The sequence below is a fragment of the Rothia sp. HMSC068F09 genome (assembly GCF_001812775.1).
Classification (GTDB): Bacteria; Actinomycetota; Actinomycetes; order Actinomycetales; family Micrococcaceae; genus Rothia; species Rothia mucilaginosa_A.
Map to the genome: position 1 here is coordinate 99,934 of NZ_KV810419.1, position 17,034 is coordinate 116,967.

At 61.7% G+C, this 17,034-nt stretch carries 15 protein-coding genes; 10 read left to right on the forward strand and 5 right to left on the reverse strand.

Annotated features, from left to right (window positions below; all coding sequences use genetic code 11):
• Positions 1–56 precede the first annotated feature (56 nt).
• The 4 genes from HMPREF2874_RS02650 to ilvA all read left to right on the forward strand — a co-directional run bounded on the left by HMPREF2874_RS02650 (position 57) and on the right by ilvA (position 4,920).
• A complete protein-coding gene (locus HMPREF2874_RS02650) occupies positions 57–947 on the forward strand; it encodes a Cof-type HAD-IIB family hydrolase (RefSeq protein WP_070648851.1) in 891 nt (296 codons plus the stop codon).
• 154 nt (positions 948–1,101) lie between these two features.
• Positions 1,102–2,037 carry a Bax inhibitor-1/YccA family protein gene (locus HMPREF2874_RS02655; protein ID WP_049333031.1) on the forward strand — a complete coding sequence of 312 codons (936 nt, stop codon included), beginning with the start codon at positions 1,102–1,104 and terminating at the stop codon, positions 2,035–2,037.
• A 121-nt stretch (positions 2,038–2,158) separates the two neighbouring features.
• On the forward strand, positions 2,159–3,433 hold the full coding sequence (locus tag HMPREF2874_RS02660) for an AI-2E family transporter (RefSeq protein WP_083309825.1): 1,275 nt from the start codon (positions 2,159–2,161) through the stop codon (positions 3,431–3,433).
• A gap of 233 nt (positions 3,434–3,666) precedes the next feature.
• Positions 3,667–4,920: a threonine ammonia-lyase gene (gene ilvA, locus HMPREF2874_RS02665; RefSeq protein WP_070648853.1), complete on the forward strand. Its 1,254-nt coding sequence runs from the start codon at positions 3,667–3,669 to the stop codon at positions 4,918–4,920.
• Positions 4,921–5,088: 168 nt separating this feature from the next.
• On the opposite strand, the gene greA is transcribed toward ilvA, so the two are convergent.
• The gene (greA, locus tag HMPREF2874_RS02670) at positions 5,089–5,586 is read right to left on the reverse strand and encodes a transcription elongation factor GreA (protein WP_049346542.1); all 498 of its coding nucleotides are present in this window, start codon (positions 5,584–5,586) and stop codon (positions 5,089–5,091) included.
• Positions 5,587–6,005: 419 nt separating this feature from the next.
• Between greA and mca the strand changes: the two genes are divergently transcribed.
• The 5 genes from mca to HMPREF2874_RS02695 all read left to right on the forward strand — a co-directional run bounded on the left by mca (position 6,006) and on the right by HMPREF2874_RS02695 (position 11,275).
• Complete coding sequence (mca, locus tag HMPREF2874_RS02675; RefSeq protein WP_049327911.1) at positions 6,006–6,977, forward strand: mycothiol conjugate amidase Mca; 972 nt, start codon at positions 6,006–6,008, stop codon at positions 6,975–6,977.
• A 280-nt stretch (positions 6,978–7,257) separates the two neighbouring features.
• Positions 7,258–8,067 carry a polyprenyl diphosphate synthase gene (gene uppS, locus HMPREF2874_RS02680; protein ID WP_049333023.1) on the forward strand — a complete coding sequence of 270 codons (810 nt, stop codon included), beginning with the start codon at positions 7,258–7,260 and terminating at the stop codon, positions 8,065–8,067.
• A gap of 112 nt (positions 8,068–8,179) precedes the next feature.
• The gene (locus tag HMPREF2874_RS02685) at positions 8,180–8,707 is read left to right on the forward strand and encodes a prepilin peptidase (RefSeq protein ID WP_070648854.1); all 528 of its coding nucleotides are present in this window, start codon (positions 8,180–8,182) and stop codon (positions 8,705–8,707) included.
• Between the two features lie 127 nt (positions 8,708–8,834).
• Positions 8,835–9,341: an NUDIX hydrolase gene (locus HMPREF2874_RS02690; protein WP_070648855.1), complete on the forward strand. Its 507-nt coding sequence runs from the start codon at positions 8,835–8,837 to the stop codon at positions 9,339–9,341.
• Positions 9,342–9,523: 182 nt separating this feature from the next.
• Positions 9,524–11,275, forward strand: coding sequence for a pyruvate dehydrogenase (locus HMPREF2874_RS02695; protein WP_049333017.1), 1,752 nt, complete (start codon positions 9,524–9,526; stop codon positions 11,273–11,275).
• A gap of 178 nt (positions 11,276–11,453) precedes the next feature.
• Here HMPREF2874_RS02695 and HMPREF2874_RS02700 read toward each other — a convergent pair whose 3' ends face one another.
• Positions 11,454–12,860, reverse strand: coding sequence for a class II fumarate hydratase (locus HMPREF2874_RS02700; RefSeq protein WP_070648856.1), 1,407 nt, complete (start codon positions 12,858–12,860; stop codon positions 11,454–11,456).
• Between the two features lie 234 nt (positions 12,861–13,094).
• The gene (locus tag HMPREF2874_RS02705; RefSeq protein WP_049342936.1) at positions 13,095–13,814 is read right to left on the reverse strand and encodes a carbonic anhydrase; all 720 of its coding nucleotides are present in this window, start codon (positions 13,812–13,814) and stop codon (positions 13,095–13,097) included.
• Between the two features lie 414 nt (positions 13,815–14,228).
• Between HMPREF2874_RS02705 and glpX the strand changes: the two genes are divergently transcribed.
• Positions 14,229–15,236 (forward strand): class II fructose-bisphosphatase, encoded by a 1,008-nt coding sequence (gene glpX / locus HMPREF2874_RS02710; RefSeq protein WP_070648857.1) that lies wholly within the window; start codon positions 14,229–14,231, stop codon positions 15,234–15,236.
• A gap of 95 nt (positions 15,237–15,331) precedes the next feature.
• Here the strand turns inward: glpX and HMPREF2874_RS02715 are convergent, their stop codons facing one another.
• Positions 15,332–16,333 carry a lipid II:glycine glycyltransferase FemX gene (locus tag HMPREF2874_RS02715; protein WP_070648858.1) on the reverse strand — a complete coding sequence of 334 codons (1,002 nt, stop codon included), beginning with the start codon at positions 16,331–16,333 and terminating at the stop codon, positions 15,332–15,334.
• Between the two features lie 19 nt (positions 16,334–16,352).
• Complete coding sequence (gene purE, locus HMPREF2874_RS02720; protein ID WP_070648859.1) at positions 16,353–16,991, reverse strand: 5-(carboxyamino)imidazole ribonucleotide mutase; 639 nt, start codon at positions 16,989–16,991, stop codon at positions 16,353–16,355.
• Positions 16,992–17,034: the final 43 nt, after the last annotated feature.

The window sequence follows — 17,034 nt, forward strand, 5'->3', positions numbered from 1 at the left end:
GCACAGCCGTAGGCGCACCCGCCCTGAACGGGATAGCAGAGCCAGAAAGGCATAACATGCAGACTCAGCCCTCTCTCATCGCCGTCGATATGGATGGCACCTTCCTCACCGACGCAAAGACCTTCGATACCGAACGCTTCTCCGCGATTCTCGATCGCCTGGATGCGCGCGGTATTCGATTCGTGGTGGCCAGCGGCAACACCTACGCCAAGCTACAGGATTACATGCGCGGCTTTGAGAACCGAGGCCTCATCTACATTGCCGAGAACGGCGCATACCTGGCCGACGATAGCGGCCAGCTGGCGGTGCACCCCTTCCGAGAGGAAGACGTTCCCGCCATCTACGAAGTGCTGGATGGGCTAAAGCAGATTGGCTTACTCGTATGCACCACCGAAGGAATCTTCCTACCGAAGGATCGCCGCGAACAGATTGTGCACGTCATCCGTAATTACTTTGAGGACACGGGCCAGAGTATTCCCGATACCCTGACCCTGGAGGACTTCGCGGGGTTCTTCTTTCCCGGTGCGATTCTGGTTGACTCCATTGAGGAGGCTCGCGGGGCACCCATCAAGTTCCCGCTGCTGACCCCTCCGGCGCAGACCCAAAGCATTAACGCGCACCTGCGCGAGGTGCTGCCCGAGGGTGTGACCCCGCTGGTTAGCGGCTTCGGGGCAATCGACCTGGTTCGCACGGGCGTGAATAAGGCGACGGGTCTGCAGGATCTCTGTGAGCGATTCGGCTACAGCCCCGAAGGAATCCTCGCCTTCGGCGACGGCGAGAATGATAGCCGGATGCTTAGCTTCGCCGGACACGGCGTGGCCACGGGGAATGCCGCGCCGAGTGTGAAGGAGCTGGCCGATGAGGTGATTGGCACGAACGAGGAGCAGGCCGTTCTGAGCTATCTGGAAGACTTGCTGGATGCGCTGGATGTGCGTGACGCCTCCTAGCATCTCTCGCCGGCCTCTTACGAAAGTCTGGTGTCTGCGCGGAGTCGCGCTATGTGAGACTATGCCGTGCTCAGAACGAACAGAAGCGTGAGCTGGGCAACCATCGGTTATAATTAAACGCATTAGTAGTACTTATCTATTCAAGGAGAGAAAGATGGCGGGAAACCCGCTTATTAATTCAATGACGAAGAAGCAGGGGCAGGGCGATCCTCGCTTCGGTCGCTTCGGCGCCGGTGGCCAGGCTCAGCAGAGCCAGCAGCAGGCTTACGGTCAGCCGCAGTACGGCCAGCAGTCTTACGGTCAGCAGAGCCAGCCCCAGTACGGCCAGGCTCAGTATGGCCAGCAGGGCTACGGTCAGCCGCAGTACACCGATTACAGTGCTCCGACCTACTCCGAGCCGACCTACTCCGAGCCGATTCCGGCCGGTGAGCGTCTGACCATGAACGACGTGCTGGTCAAGACCGCCATTAACCTGGGCCTGGTCGTGGTGGGCGCCGTGGTCGCATGGTACGTGCCCGTGCTGATGCTCCTGGGTCTGCTGGGCGGCCTGGTGCTGGGCCTCGTGAACTCCTTCAAGCAGAAGGTTTCCCCGGTTTTGGTCATGGCCTACGCGCTCATGGAGGGCATGATGCTGGGCGGTCTGTCCGCCATCGTCAACCTGCGCTACCCGGGCACCGCCATCCAGGCGGTTCTGGCAACCATCGTGGTTGCGGGTGTGACCCTGGCTCTCTTCGCCAACGGCAAGATTCGCACCACCCCCAAGCTGAATAAGATTTTCATGATTGGTGCGCTCAGCTACCTGGGTTACGGCCTGGTGTCCATGCTGACCGCGGGCCTCTTCGGTTTCTCGCTGAACAGCATGAGCATCGGTGGTATCCCGCTGGGTCTGCCGATTGCCCTGATTGCGGTCGCAATGGCAACCTACTCGCTGCTGATTGACTACACCACGACCGCCGAGGCTGTGGATGCGGGTCTGCCGCAGAGCGAGTCCTGGCGCCTGGCTTTCGGTCTGACCGCATCGCTGGTGTGGCTGTACGTTGAGATTCTGCGCGTACTCATGTACCTGGCAAGCATCTTCAGCAACGACTAAAAATTCGTACGAAGCGGCGGTACCGTAGCGGTGCCGCCGCTTTCGCGGCTTTGGCGGGGTTTAGCGCCCCACGAATACCGGCTCGCCCAGCAACCTGGCGGGCTTGAGAAAGAGAGACAGCGTGAAGCATACATCGAGTGCCGAAGAACGTCGGGCGGGGGAGGGCTACCGGGTTCCCTTCGCCGTGGACGTGGCCGGCGCGTGGTCCTGGCGCCTCATCGTGATTGCCGGCGCGGGCTGGGTCGTGTGGAAGGGCTTGGGGCACGTCTCCCTGCTGGTCATCGCGATGATGGTGGCCATGCTCCTGGCGGCTCTGCTGAGCCCGACCGTCATGCTCCTGCGGAAGAAGGGCGTGCGGGCCGGCGGCGCGGCTGCTATCGCCGAGCTGGGTCTGCTGCTGCTTCTCGCTGTGATTATTTCGCTGACCGGTCAGCAGCTGGTGCGCGGTTTCGCCACGATGGCTAATAAGGCGGTGCAGGGCTATCAGCAGCTCGTGGACTGGTGGCTGAAGAGCCTCGGGTACGATTTGGGTGCTGACCAGCTGAACCAGCTCCTGCACCAGATTGAGAACACCTTTAAGGACAATCCGAACACCGTGCTGAACGGCGTGTCTCGGGTCGGTTCGACCGCTGCCGATGTCGCAACCGGTGTGCTCCTGACCCTGTTCACGCTGCTTTTCTTCCTGATGGAGGGCGAACGCATCTGGCTGTTCGTCGTCGGTCTCTTCCCCAAGGATGCGCGCGAGGCCGTGAACGGTGCGGGCCGCGCGGGCTGGAAGTCCCTGGGCGCCTACGTCCGCGTGCAGATTCTGGTGGCCGCGATTGATGCCATCGGTATCGGCCTGGGCGCCGCCATCCTGGGTGTGCCCCTGGCGATTCCGCTGGGCGTGCTGGTGTTCCTGGGTTCCTTTATCCCGGTGATTGGTGCGCTGTTCTCCGGTGCGGTGGCGGTGCTTCTGGCGCTCGTGGCCCTGGGGCCGGTGCAGGCGCTGATTATGCTGGGCATCGTGCTACTGGTGCAGCAGGTGGAGTCGCATATTCTGCAGCCGCTCATCATGGGTAAGGCTGTATCACTGCACCCGCTGGCCGTGATTTTCTCGGTGGCCGGCGGCTCCATGATTTTCGGTGCCGTGGGCGCGCTGTTCGCGGTGCCGACGCTGGCCGTGGTGAACTCGGTGGTGCGCTACCTGGCGGATCGCGGTTGGGAACACGATCCTAACCTGCGCGATGAGGAGTTCCTCTTCCCGCACGAGGTGGCTCGCCGCGAGCAGGCTGAGGAGAAGGCCCAGGAACGGCAGGAGAGCGTCAAGAAGCTGGCCTCCCGAGTGCCGCGCCATCAGAAGGCTGAGGAGCCTGAGAACCAGGCTTCCGAGGCTTCGGACTCCTCCGAAGACTAGGGGCCTGCATCGAGCGGGAGGTTTTGGCGTAGGGCACCCCGCCATCCTCGATAACGCTCCGCTAACTCGTCCCGGCGATACCGCCGGCCGCGATGCCGTCTACGGCGGTGTCTCGCCAGGGGGCTACTTGCGACCGGGTAGCCCCCTTCGCTGTACCCATCCTCTAAAATGGGATGAGCAATACATCACCGTTCCGCGCCCGCGGGACAACGCACCGTCAGAATGGAAAACCCGTGAGCGTAGATCTCGACTCCCTGCCCGTGACCATTACCGATATTGAACGTGCCGCAGAGCTGCTCGAAGGCGTTATTGAACGCACCCCGGTCGCCCATTCGCGTGCCCTGAGCCAGCGCCTGGGTTCCGAGGTGTTCTTCAAGTGTGAGAACCTGCAACGCGCCGGTTCGTTCAAGGTGCGCGGCGCGTATGTGCGCATGGCAAAGCTCTCCGAGGAGGAGAAGAAGCGCGGCGTGGTGGCCGCGAGCGCGGGTAACCACGCGCAGGGTGTGGCCCTGGCGGCTGACCGCCTGGGCATTAAGGCCCGCATCTACATGCCGCTGGGCGCGGCGCTGCCGAAGATTACCGCAACCCGCGATCACGGTGCCGAGGTTGAGTTGCACGGCGTGACCGTGGACGAGGCCCTGGCGGAGGCGAAGCGCTACGCCGAAGAGACCGGTGCGGTCTTCGTGCACCCCTTCGACAATGAAGACATTATCGCGGGTCAGGGCACTATCGGTCTGGAGATTCTGGAGCAGGTGCCCGATGTGGATACCGTCATCGTGGGTGTTGGCGGCGGCGGCCTGCTGGCCGGCCTGTCCGCGGCGATTCGCGCGAAGGAGCAGGAGCTCGGCAAGAAGATCAAGATTATCGGTGTTCAGGCGGAGCACGCCGCGGCCTACCCGCTGTCCCTCGCTGCGGATGCTCTGGTGCCCCTGAAGAAGGTCTCCACCATCGCCGACGGTATCGCCGTGGGCCGCCCCGGCCAGATGCCTTTCTCCATCATCAAGGAGCTGGTGGATGACGTGGCGACCGTGAGCGAAGACGATATCGCCCGCGCCCTCATTTTCCTCATGGAACGCAACAAGCTTGTGGTGGAGCCCGCCGGTTCGGTGCCCGTGGCGGCGCTGATGAACGGCAAGCTGAAGGAAGAGTACGGCGACCTGGGCACCGTCGTGTGCGTGCTCTCGGGCGGCAATATCGACCCGATGCTGATGCTGAAGGTGATTCAGCGCGGTCTTTCTGCTGCCGGCCGCTACATGACCATTAAGATGATGCTCTCTGACCGCCCGGGTGAGCTGGCAACCATCTCACGCATCATCTCCGAGAACGACGCGAACGTTACCGGTGTGGATCACACCCGCGTGGGTGGCTCGCTCTCCATGGGCGATGTGTCCATCACCATCGACATGGAAACCAAGGGTGTGGAGCACTGCCGCCAGGTCATTTCTGCCTTGGAGGACGAGGGCTTCAAGCCGATTATCGTCTACTAAGCCGACCTTACATTTTGTGGGTTGCCGCTCGCTCGTGAATCTTCACGTGGTGAAGCGGAAGACATAAAAAGTGCGGGGTGCCGATTCCGAAGAATCGGCACCCCGCACTTTTAGCGTGTTGGCGCTGGGGCCGTGGGCCTCGACAGCCGCAAATCTATGAGCCTCGACTTAGGCGTGGTAGGGGGTCACAGAGACAATCTTGGCGCTCAGCTCTTTACCGTTCGGAGCGGTGTAGGAAACCTCGTCGCCCTGCTTAGCGCCCAGGATTGCGGCACCCAGCGGGGACTTCTCCGAGAAGACCTTCAGATCGGTGCCGGCGGGGAGGGTGTCCTCGATCTCGCGGGAACCAAGCAGGAACTTCAGGTGGCGGCCCGCAACCTCGGCCTCAATGACCATACCCAGGGCCACGACGCCGTCATCGACGGGGGCGTCGCCAATGTGGGCGGTCTCCAGCAGGTGCTTGAGCTGCTTGATGCGTGCCTCGTTCTTGGCCTGCTCGTCGCGGGCGGCGTGGTAGCCGCCGTTCTCACGGAGGTCGCCCTCGTCGCGTGCCTGCGCGATGCGGTCGACGATTTCCTGGCGGTACGGGCCGGAGAGGTACTCCAGCTCCTGGGTGAGGCGGTCGAAGGCGTCCTGAGTGAGCCATGCACCGGTGTTGTCAGCCATGCGTGTCCTTTGCTTATGCGCCGGCGTTGCCGGTGCGAAACGAATAAACCCGCTACCGCGTGCCGCGTTCAATGCGCGGCGGTACCGGTAACGGAATGAATCAACAGACCTATTCTAGAGCACCGGAGGGTTTTCGGCTGTTATGCCGGTCGTATCTTCCCCTCTGAGCGCATCTTCGTTGGTACGCACGCCGGTAGCTGAACACTCCGCCAGCATAAGCCTGTTTCTTGCCCGTGAATCTGCTGATATGACGGCACGTTTCACGATGTCACACGGCGTCATCTGCGCTAGTACACCGGCGCTATCCTTGGGTATCATACGAGAAGCTACAACCGTAAAATTTCTGCCGTGTAGCGCTCGCATTTGCGAGTCACAGACACATCATCGACCCCCTGGCGCATCACCTAAAGGAGACCACCGTGAGCGAAGCCATTGAACAGCTGAAGGCAAACCTGCCGACTCACCCTCCCGTGGACTCCCTCAAACCGTTGGAGGAGGACTACACCGGTCTGCGCATCCTGGCCGTGCACGCACACCCGGACGACGAGTCCTCCAAGGGCGCCGGTACCGCCTCGGCGTATATTGCCCGTGGTGCCCGCTTCATGGTGGCGACGATGACCGGCGGCGAGCGCGGTGACATCCTGAATGAGGAGATCGATAAAAGCCCGCGTGCGCACCGCGACCTACCGGGTCTGCGCCGCGCTGAGATGGCGGCTGCCCGCGAGATTATGGGTATTGAACACCGCTGGATTGGCTTCTTCGACTCTGGTCTGCCCGAGGGCGACCCCATGCCGCCGCTTCCCTTCGGTAGCTTCGGCACCATGCCCCTGGATCGTGCCGCCGCGCCGCTCGTGCGTCTGGTGCGTGAGTACCGCCCGCACATCATCATCACCTATGACGAGATTGGCGGCTACCCGCACCCCGACCACATCATGACCCACAAGGTTGCCGTGGAAGCATTCGAGAAGGCAGGCGACCCGGAAGCCTACGTGGGTGAGGGCGAGCCCTGGACCCCGCTGAAGCTCTATTACGACCGCGCATTCAACCCCGAACGCACCCTCGCCCTGCACGAGCATCTGCTCGATACGCACGGTGAGAGCCTGCTGAGCGGCTGGATTGAGAACCTCGCGCACCGCGCCTCCTCGGGGGAGGCGCCTCGCCACGAGACTACGACCCGCATCCTGGTGACCGACCACTTTGAGCAGCGCGATCAGGCTTTGCGCGCGCACGCCTCGCAGGTGGACCCGAACGGCGTGTTCTTCGCCGTTCCCAGCGAACAGCTGAAGGATATTTGGCCCTGGGAGGACTACACGCTGGCCGCCTCGCACGCTGAGGTTCAGCTGCCCGAATCTAGCCTGGACGAGGGCCTGAGCGACTACTACGTTATCTAGGCTGGGGCGCAACGCCCCACGTTAGCCAATGATGCCCTTCACCCACGATATGAGTCGTAGGTGAAGGGCATCATCCATTCTTAGGCACGTCATGTGTGCAGCCTCTGCACACAACCCCGAATGCCGCCACCAGATGCCACAAACTTTGAGCCGATTCTCAGCCCTTCCGCACCCGCGGGGAGCCCCGCGGCGCGCGCCCGGGGCGTAGAATTAGAGCTTGGGCTCTCACACCGTAGAGCCCGTGATGCATCCGCTTCGACAGCCGAATGAGGTACGAGCCATGAGCGCTAACGCCCTGCCCGTGATTACCGTGCACGGTCATGCCAGCAACCCCGGTACTGTCACGGAGCTGACCGTCTACGAGCGGGCCCTGGAGCGCTCGCTGAGCCCTGAAATCCTGCCCGCCCACATTGGAGTGCTGGTGGACGGTAACCGCCGCTGGGCGGCTCAGCGCGGCTTGAGCACCCGTGAGGGCCACGCCGCCGGTGCGGAGCGAATTATTGATTTTCTGGCCTGGTGCACCGAGCTGTCGATTCCGCAGGTGAGCCTGTACATGCTCTCGGTTGAGAACCTCAAGCGCCCCGAGAAGGAACTGACCGGCCTGGTGGCGGTCATCGATAACTTCCTGGTACGGCTGGTGGAGTCTGCGTGCGGTCCGGTGCGCGCTATCGGCAATATTGACCTGATTCCTCGGCAGCTGCACGAGCGCCTGGACTGGGCGATTGAGCAGACTGCGCACCTATCCGGCGTGCGGGTGAACATTGCGGTCGGTTACGGCGGCCGCCAGGAGATTGTGGATGCGGTCCGCTCGGTTCTGCTCGAAGCCGCCGCGAAGGGAACCTCTCTCGAGGATATGGCTGACCTGCTGAACGTTGAGGATATTTCCTCGCACCTGTACACCGCCGATATGCCCGACCCGGACCTGCTGATCCGCACTTCGGGTGAGCAGCGCCTGTCCGGTTTTATGACCTGGCAGAGTGCGTATTCTGAGTTTTATTTCTGCCGTGCCCTGTGGCCGGATTTCACGCGCGTTGATTTTCTGCGTGCCCTGCGGGACTACGCGAACCGTTCCCGCCGCTTCGGTTCCTAGAAGCTTCCTAGAGGCTAAGGGTCTAGCGCCGTTGGCTCGTGTTTCTTGGCTGGCTGTTCCTGACTAGTAGCCTCCGGTAGTACAGCCTCCAGCATTACAGAATGGACGTTCTATGCTCGCTGAGCTTTCCCGCCTCTACCACGCAGGCGGCGCCTCCGTTATTGCCGCTCTGGTGCTCGGCAGCTACCTGCTGTATTTTTTGTGGTGCACCCTGCGGCTGTGGCGTATTGATGTGCGGGAGCACCGGCTGCCGCACCGCATCCTGATTCCTCTGGCTATTGCCACCTATACGGCACTGCCGGTGTCTTTGCTTTTTGCGGGCCGTCCCGCCGATATTTGGCGCGTGATTGGTGCCGGTCTGGCGCTCTGGTTCTGCTACGGGCTTCTGCGTATTCTGTCCTTTGGCGCGCTGGGCCGCGGGGATGTGAAGCTCGCCGGCATCCTGGGCGGCGTGCTCGGGTACCTGTCCTGGGCGAACCTGGGCTGGGCGTCGCTGGTAACGTTCCTTGCCGGTGGTCTGGTGTCTTTGGCTCTGGTGCTGTTCACGAAGGCGCGCGGTAGCACCCGCATTGCGTTCGGCCCGTTTATGCTTCTGGGTGCGCTGGTGGCGTTGGCGGCTCCTGCGTATTCTCTGTGGTAGATTCCGAAGTAGGGTGACCGTCCGGCTAAGTGGCGGGCTTGTTCTTCGTGCGGCTCGCGGCTGTTCGCTCTGCTCCCTAGCACCTATTTCTCGGCAGAACTGCCGGGGCTTTTGAAAGGTTGATGTTATGCCTACTCCTCCCTATATCCGTAAGCTACGTGAGCGGATCGGTTCGGATTACCTGTGGCTGTCCGGTGCGACGGCTGTGGTGTACCGTGAGCAGGATGCTAAGGTGCTGCTGGTGCGCCGTAGCGATAACGGGGCGTGGACCCCGATTACGGGCATTGTGGACCCGGGGGAGAGCCCCGCGCTGACCTGCCTGCGTGAGGCGCAGGAGGAAGCGAATGTGCAGATTGAGGTGCTGGAGCTGGCGCAGGTGAAGGCTGACCCTGCCATGCAGTTCGGTAATGGTGACCGCTGCCAGTTCTTGGATCATACGTTCTTGTGCCGCTGGGTTTCTGGTGAGGCAAAGGTGAACGACGAGGAGTCTTCGCAGGTGCGTTGGGTGGATGTGTCTGACCCGGCGGAGCGTGCGTTGCTTTCGGAGCGGATGCTGGACCGTATTGATGCGGCGCTGAACTATGACGGCCACTGCCGTTTTGGTTTGGAGTCGGTGCCGCCGGAAGAGGACTAGCCAAGCGAGGGTTGCCCTCCGCCCTGCGCGAACGAGACCCGACTTTATGCCAAGTTGATACACCCTAAGTGTTTTAAAAGCAAGACCTTCTTTGACGAGGAAAGAGTGCTAGTCTGAGGGGATACACAGCGTTCCCCACCGGGCCGTTGCACCCCGTGGAACGCCAACGAAAGAGGGTAATTATGAACTTGGCAGAACAGATTGTCGCACAGCTCGTCGAGGCCGGTGTCACGCGTATCTACGGCGTGGTGGGCGACTCCCTGAACCCCATCGTGGACGCAGTGCGCGCCTCCGGCGGCTCGAAGAACGGCGGTATCGACTGGATTCACGTGCGCCACGAGGAAGCCGCGGCCTTTGCCGCAAGCGCCGAGGCCCAGGTGACCGGTAAGCTGGCCGTGTGCGCCGGCTCGTGCGGTCCGGGCAATACCCACCTCATCAATGGTCTCTACGATGCCAACCGCTCCCACGCTCCGGTGCTGGCGATTGCTTCCCACATCCCCTCCGGCCAGATTGGTAGCGGATACTTCCAGGAAACCCACCCCGAGCGCATCTTCGAGGATTGCTCGGTCTACAACGAGATGGCAGTCTCTGGCCACCAGACCCTGCGCATCATCAACTCCGGTATGCGTCACGCTATCGCCCGCCGCGGTGTGGCCGTCGTATCGATTCCCGGCGATATTGCCATCCAGGATGCCGTTGACCACGTGCCCGCATGGGGCGACTACCGCCCCGGCACCATCGTTCCCGATGAGACCACCGTGCGCGACCTGGCCGATCGCATCAACGCGGCCAAGAAGATTTCGATTTTCGCTGGTGCCGGTGTGGCCGGTGCACATGATGAAGTCGTTCAGCTGGCCGACCGTGTCGCGGCTCCCGTGGGCCACACGATGCGCGGTAAGGAGTACATCCAGTACGACAACCCCTTCGATGTGGGAATGACCGGTTTGCTGGGCTACGGTGAGGCCGCAGAGGGTATGAAGGACTCCGACCTGATGCTCCTGCTGGGTACCGACTTCCCCTACGACCAGTTCCTGCCCAACGTGCAGACCGTTCAGATTGACCGTGCCGGCGAGGTGTTGGGCCGCCGTACCAACGTCGACCTGCTGATTGAGGCTGACGTTGCCGCAACCCTGAAGGCCGTTCTGCCCCTCGTGCAGCGCAAGAGCGACCGCTCGTTCCTGGAGAAGCTCCTGAAGAAGAACGAGAAGATCATGACCAAGGTCGTCGGTGCCTACACCCACAACCCCACCAAGGGCAAGATTCACCCCGAGTACGCCGCATCCGTGCTGGATGAGCTGGCCTCCGATGACGCCATCTTCACCGCGGACACCGGCATGTGCAACGTGTGGACCGCCCGCTACATCACCCCCAACGGCAAGCGCCGTCTGCTGGGTTCCTTCCTCCACGGCTCCATGGCGAACGCCATGCCTATGGCCCTGGGCGCCCAGATTGCCGAGCCTAACCGCCAGGTCATCTCGGTCTCGGGTGACGGTGGCCTGTCCATGATGCTGGGTGATATTCTGACCGCGGTCATGTACGATCTGCCGCTGACCATCGTGGTGTTCAACAACTCCACCCTGGGCATGGTGAAGCTTGAGCAGCTGGTTCAGGGCTTCGAGGACTTCGGCGTGGATGTGCCGCTCGTCAACTACGCCGACATCGCAACCGCCGCTGGTTTCCAAGCTCAGCGTGTTGAGAAGGCCGAGGACCTGGAAGGTGCGCTGCGCACCGCCCTGGCTCACCGCGGCCCCTCCCTGGTCGAGATCATTACCGACCCCAACGCTCTGTCGATGCCGCCCGAGGTCGAGGCCAAGCAAATCGTTGGCTTCGCCACCTCGCTCTCCAAGATTGCGCTGAACCGCGGCGCAGCGGAGGCCGTGGCAATGGCTCGCTCGAACCTGCGTAACATGTCCGCGTGGAGGCAGTTCAGCTAGTCCGTAAGGGATGCTTAACGCTCCCGGAGGGGCCCGTCGAAAGGCGGGCCCCTCCGTCGTATCTACTACCTTTGCGCACGTGGGAGGCAAGACGAACATAAGAAATCGGGTGTGACGATACCGTAGGAACAGTAGCGCCACACCCGATTCTGTATGCGGTGTGATCAGACGATTTGGATTAGAAGTTGCCCAGCATCTTGGTGACGTCCAGAGCCGCATCCAGCTGCTCTTCAGTCACTTCGCCGCGCTCCACGTAGCCCAGAGCCACAACTGCCTCACGGACAGTCACCTTGTGAGCCACCGAGTACTTAGCAATCTTCGCAGCAGCCTCGTAACCAATCAGCTTGTTCAGCGGGGTCACGGTCGACGGCGAAGCCTCAGCCAGGAAGCGGCAACGGTCAACGTTAGCGGTCAGACCGTCAATCATCTTCTCAGCCGAAACACGAGAAACATTAGCGAGCAGGCGAATCGACTGCAGCAGGTTAGCAGCCATCACCGGGATACCCACGTTCAGCTCAAACGCGCCGTTAGTGGAAGACAGGGCAATGGTTGCGTCGTTACCGATGACCTGAGCGGCAACCTGAATGGTTGCCTCACAAATCACGGGGTTGACCTTACCGGGCATAATCGAGGAGCCGGGCTGCAGGTCGGGGATGTGCAGCTCGCCCAGGCCGGTGTTCGGGCCCGAACCCATCCAGCGGATGTCGTTGCTGATCTTCATCAGGCCGTACGCCAGGGTGCGCAGCTGACCGGAAACCTCAATCAGGCCGTCACGGTTAGCCTGAGCCTCGAAGTGGTTGCGAGCCTCGGTCAGGGGCAGACCGGTCTCCTCAGCCAGTAGCTCAATCACGCGAGCCGAGAAGCCGTCCGGGGTGTTAATGCCGGTACCCACAGCGGTACCGCCCAGGGGAACCTCAGCCACGCGGGGCAGGGAAGCGTTCACACGCTCAACGCCGTAACGCACGGTTGCGGCGTAGCCGGAGAACTCCTGGCCCAGGGTGATGGGGGTTGCGTCCATCAGGTGGGTACGGCCCGACTTCACAACGTCCTTGAACTCTGCGGACTTGCGCTCCAGGGACTCAGCGAGCACCTCCAGAGCGGGAATCAGGTCCTTCACCAGAGCCTCGGTCACAGCAACGTGCACGGAGGTGGGGAAGACGTCGTTGGAGGACTGGGAAGCGTTCACGTGGTCGTTGGGGTGAACCTCAATGCCCTTGGACTCCAGGGAACGGGTTGCCAGGGTTGCCAGAACCTCGTTCGCGTTCATGTTCGAGGAGGTACCGGAACCGGTCTGGAAGACGTCAATGGGGAAGTGGGCGTCGTACTTACCGGTTGCTACCAGATCCGCTGCGTCGCGGATAGCCTGGGCGCGCTCAGCGTCGAGCACCTTGAGTTCCTCATTGGCGGTCGCGGCTGCCTTCTTCACGAGGGCAAGCGCACGAATATGGGCGGATTCGAGGGTCTGACCCGAAATCGGGAAGTTCTCGACTGCGCGCTGGGTCTGTGCACGGTAGAGTGCATCAGCCGGAACGCGAACTTCGCCCATGGTGTCATGTTCAATGCGGTATTCAATGTTTTCAGCCATACCTCTAGGATAGGCGTTCAAAGTGGCTTACGTCGCCTCGAAAAGGTGTCAAAAGAGGAAAAACGCTCATAAATTTTGCAGGATTCAGAGCACGGAAAAAGCCCCACCCCCGCGAATGTGGGAACACACCGTAGGGGAGGGGCTTACCCATGAAAAAACATGGTCTTGCGTGTGAACGAGTGGGTTCTCGCGGTGGGCCGTTTTATCGTCCCTCCGGAGAAATAAATCCGGGCTCTAGTCCAGGTTCTCCGCAACCACAACGCGCGGGGGAGTCTTCACGACCACGGGGAGCGTCTGGGTCGGCGGGTTCTGACCGTTGTTCTTCTCCTCCGGCAGGGTCAGGTCCTGCGAACTGAACACCAGCTCAGCCTTGCCCTCCTTCAGATGGTAGAAGACACCAATTACGGCGACCTTACCCTCAACCACCGCATCCGAAATGATGTGGGACTGCTCGATAATGCGGATAGCGGTCTGGCGGGTGTGCTCACGAACCATATCGTTGACGACCGGGTTTTCGGGTAGCTTCGGGGACATCACCGAAGGCAGGATGTGCTGCACCAGGTTACGGATGAAGCCGTGCGGCATCTCACCGGACTCCAGGGACTTGCTGGCCGCAGTCACAGCACCGCAGGAGTCGTGACCGAGAACCATCACAATGGGGGTCTCAAACTCCTCAACCGCGTACTCCAGCGAGCCGAGCGCGGCATTCTCCAGGACATGGCCGGCGGTACGCACCACGAACGCGTCGCCCAGGCCCAGATCAAAAATAATCTCTGCCGCGAGGCGAGAGTCACCGCAACCGAAAATCGAGGCGAAGGGGAACTGACCCGATGCCAGGTCGGTGCGGCGAATCGTGTCCTGGTTGGGGTGCTCATTGCTACCCTCAACAAAACGGCGGTTACCGTCCTTCAGACGCTTCCATGCTTCTGCGGGAGTCGGTTGGATGCCAGCCATGTGATGCTCCTTAGCGGACAAATACAGATAACGCGTGCCGTCGGAGCCAGCGAATCTGCGAACGGGTATGTGGGGCTTCAGGCGCTCGCACTGAAGCTCAGCTCCTTGCCGGGAGCCTCCCGGAGAAAGAACCTACCTCAAATATGCCTTAAATATGCGAAAAATAGCTAGTTTGGCGCGCCTTCACAACATCCAAAATCAGTGCCTCAGAGCGTATGAAGCGCCGAAGAGAGACGAAACCCTCACAGATTTGTCGCATCTGCTCACCGTAAAGTCAACACGCCCGAAAACCCGTTCATAACGAGAAAAGCGGTGCGTAAGCGCGCTATCCTGAAAGGAGCACTGATCGCCGGTGATTTCGTGCTGGAAAGGTCCAGCCAACCGGCGCTGTCAAGAATTCTCGAAGGTGAGTCTATGACTACGAACAATAACCACGGCGACCGTAACCTGGCAATGGAACTGGTGCGCGCTACCGAAGCCGCAGCCATCGCAGCGGGTCCCTGGGTTGGCGCGGGCGAAAAGAATCTTGCGGACGGCGCAGCTGTCGACGCTATGCGCTACCGCCTCTCCACCATCCACTTCAACGGTACCGTGGTCATCGGCGAGGGCGAGAAGGACAAGGCCCCCATGCTGTACAACGGCGAGAACGTCGGCAACGGCTCCGGCCCCTCCCTCGACGTGGCGGTTGATCCCATCGACGGCACCCGCCTGACCGCGCTCGGCATGGACAACGCCCTCTCCGTGATTGCCGTGGCAGACGGCGGCACCATGTTCGACCCCTCCGCCGTGTTCTACATGGAGAAGCTGGTCACCGGCCCCGAGGCCGCCGAATTCGTGGACCTGCGCCTGCCCGTTAAGCAGAACCTGCACCTGGTCGCTAAGGCTAAGGGCAAGAAGGTCAGCGAGCTGACCGTCTGCGTGCTGGACCGCCCCCGCCACGCCAAGCTGATCCAGGAGATTCGTGATGCAGGTGCCCGTACCCGCATCATCCTCGACGGTGACGTCGCCGGCGCTATCGCGGCCTGCCGCGAGAACACCGGCGTGGACCTGATGCTCGGCACCGGTGGCACCCCCGAGGGCGTCGTCGCGGCATGCGCCATTAAGGCAACCGGCGGCGTGATCCAGGGCCGCCTGGCACCGACCGACGAGGCAGAGCGCGAGAAGGCACTGGCCGCGGGCCACGACCTCGACCGCGTGCTGACCACCAACGACCTGGTCACCAGCGACAACTGCTTCTTCGCCGCAACCGGTATCACCGACGGTAAGCTGCTGCGCGGCGTGCGCTACAACAAGAACGTTGTGACCACCCAGTCGCTGGTCATGCGTTCCTCCTCCGGTACCGTGCGCACCGTTGAGGCTGAGCACCGCCTCTCCCGCCTGCGCGAGATTCTCTCGCACACCAAGAGCCCCGGCGAAGCATAAGCCATTGAGGTAGCCTCCAAGCATAAGGAGCCGCCCCCGACCGAATCACTCGGTCGGGGGCGGCTCCTTATGTTTATCGCCGTTACCGGCACGCGTTAGCGCGAACGCAGGGAACGCAGCTTCTCCTTGGCCTTAGATACTGCATCGCGAACCGCCGGACGTGCCTTGTACGCCAGGGTGTAGGCACGGTAACCCAGCGAGGTGACCGGCACATCCCAGGTACCCGGGTACTCCACCGACTCGCCGCCGAAGGACTTCTTGAACTTCGTGAAACCGGCCCACTCGTGATCCGGCTGATCCTCCGGCGCGATGCCGAAGAGGTCAACGTACTTCAGGCCCTTACGCTTAGCGTCCAGGATGAAGTTCGTCACCACCACAACACCTGCACTAAGGTTGCGGTGCTCGAAGGAAGCCGCAGCGTGCGCGTAGGTGCGGGTATCGTCCGAATCGTACACGAACGCCGCCGCAATCGGGGTGCTCTCACCGTTCTCGCCCGCCAGCTTCGCAATGTAGAGCGATGCCGCACCGGCGGGCATCAGCACGCGAGCCACCTGCATCAGGTAGTCGTCCTGCTGGCGGTTGAAGCCGTTACGCTCTGCGGTCTCCTCGAGGAAGCCGAAGAGAATCGACATATCCGAAGGATCGGTCGAGACCTCGACGGTCACGCCCTTTTTGTGGATATTACGATGACGATTACGGTAACTGGAGCTCATTCCCTTGAGGATTTCATCCTCGGTGCCTGAGAGGTCAATAATCTGCGTGTGCGAGGGCTGCACCTGGCGAGGAGCCAGCACCGCGCCGCGACGAGCCAAGAAAGCAGCCGCATCCTGATCGCCCCAAATAGCGGATTCAGTAGGCTCAATGCGCACAAACAGGCAACGAAGCTTCGCGGCCTCTTCCTTCAACGATGCGAGAGCCTCGTCGAAGGCCACAGCGCTCGAAGCAACCGGTCCGTACGGGCTGTACAGGTAGCGGCCGGTGGCGCCGCCCTCAACGGTTGCAAGGTACGACCAGCCGTTACCGCTCTTGCGGATTACGGTGTGACCATTAGATTCCTGAAAACGTGCCCAAATATCGGACTGAAGAATATTGCTCATTCCTCTAGTGTATCCGAGCTTAGGGAACGTAAGCCTGCGGCTCCGAGGAGGCCTCGGGGGCGGGGTTCGGACGGGTTGAAGAGACGTTCTCCTCGGCCTCACGCTCGGCGGCTGCCTTGGCCTTGGCCTCGGCCACGCGGGTGCGCAGGGCGGCGCCCTTGTCGATAGCCGACTGGCGCAGGTTAGCCGAGAACTCGTGCAGGTCGTCGTGCACCTGGCGGGCGAAAGCATCGGTGCCCGAACCCAGGATGCGCAGGGCCAGCAGGCCCGCGTTGCGTGCACCGTTGATGGATACGGTAGCCACCGGAACGCCGGCGGGCATCTGAACAATCGACAGCAGCGAGTCCATGCCCTCGAGGTTCTTCAGGCGCACCGGAACACCAATCACCGGCAGAGCGGTGACCGAGGCGAGCATGCCCGGCAGGTGAGCGGCACCGCCGGCACCGGCGATAATAACGCGGATGCCGCGGCTGTGAGCCTTCTTGCCGTACTCAATCATGTCCTCGGGCATGCGGTGCGCCGAGACGACGTCAGCCTCGTAGGGGATGCCGAACTCTTCCAGCACCTCGGCGGCGGCCTCCATGACCGACCAGTCCGAATCGGAACCCATCACAATGCCGACGATGGGCTGGGAGGAATCATAGGGAGACTGAGACATAATCCTCATATCCTTTCACAATGCGGTGGAATACCACCATCAC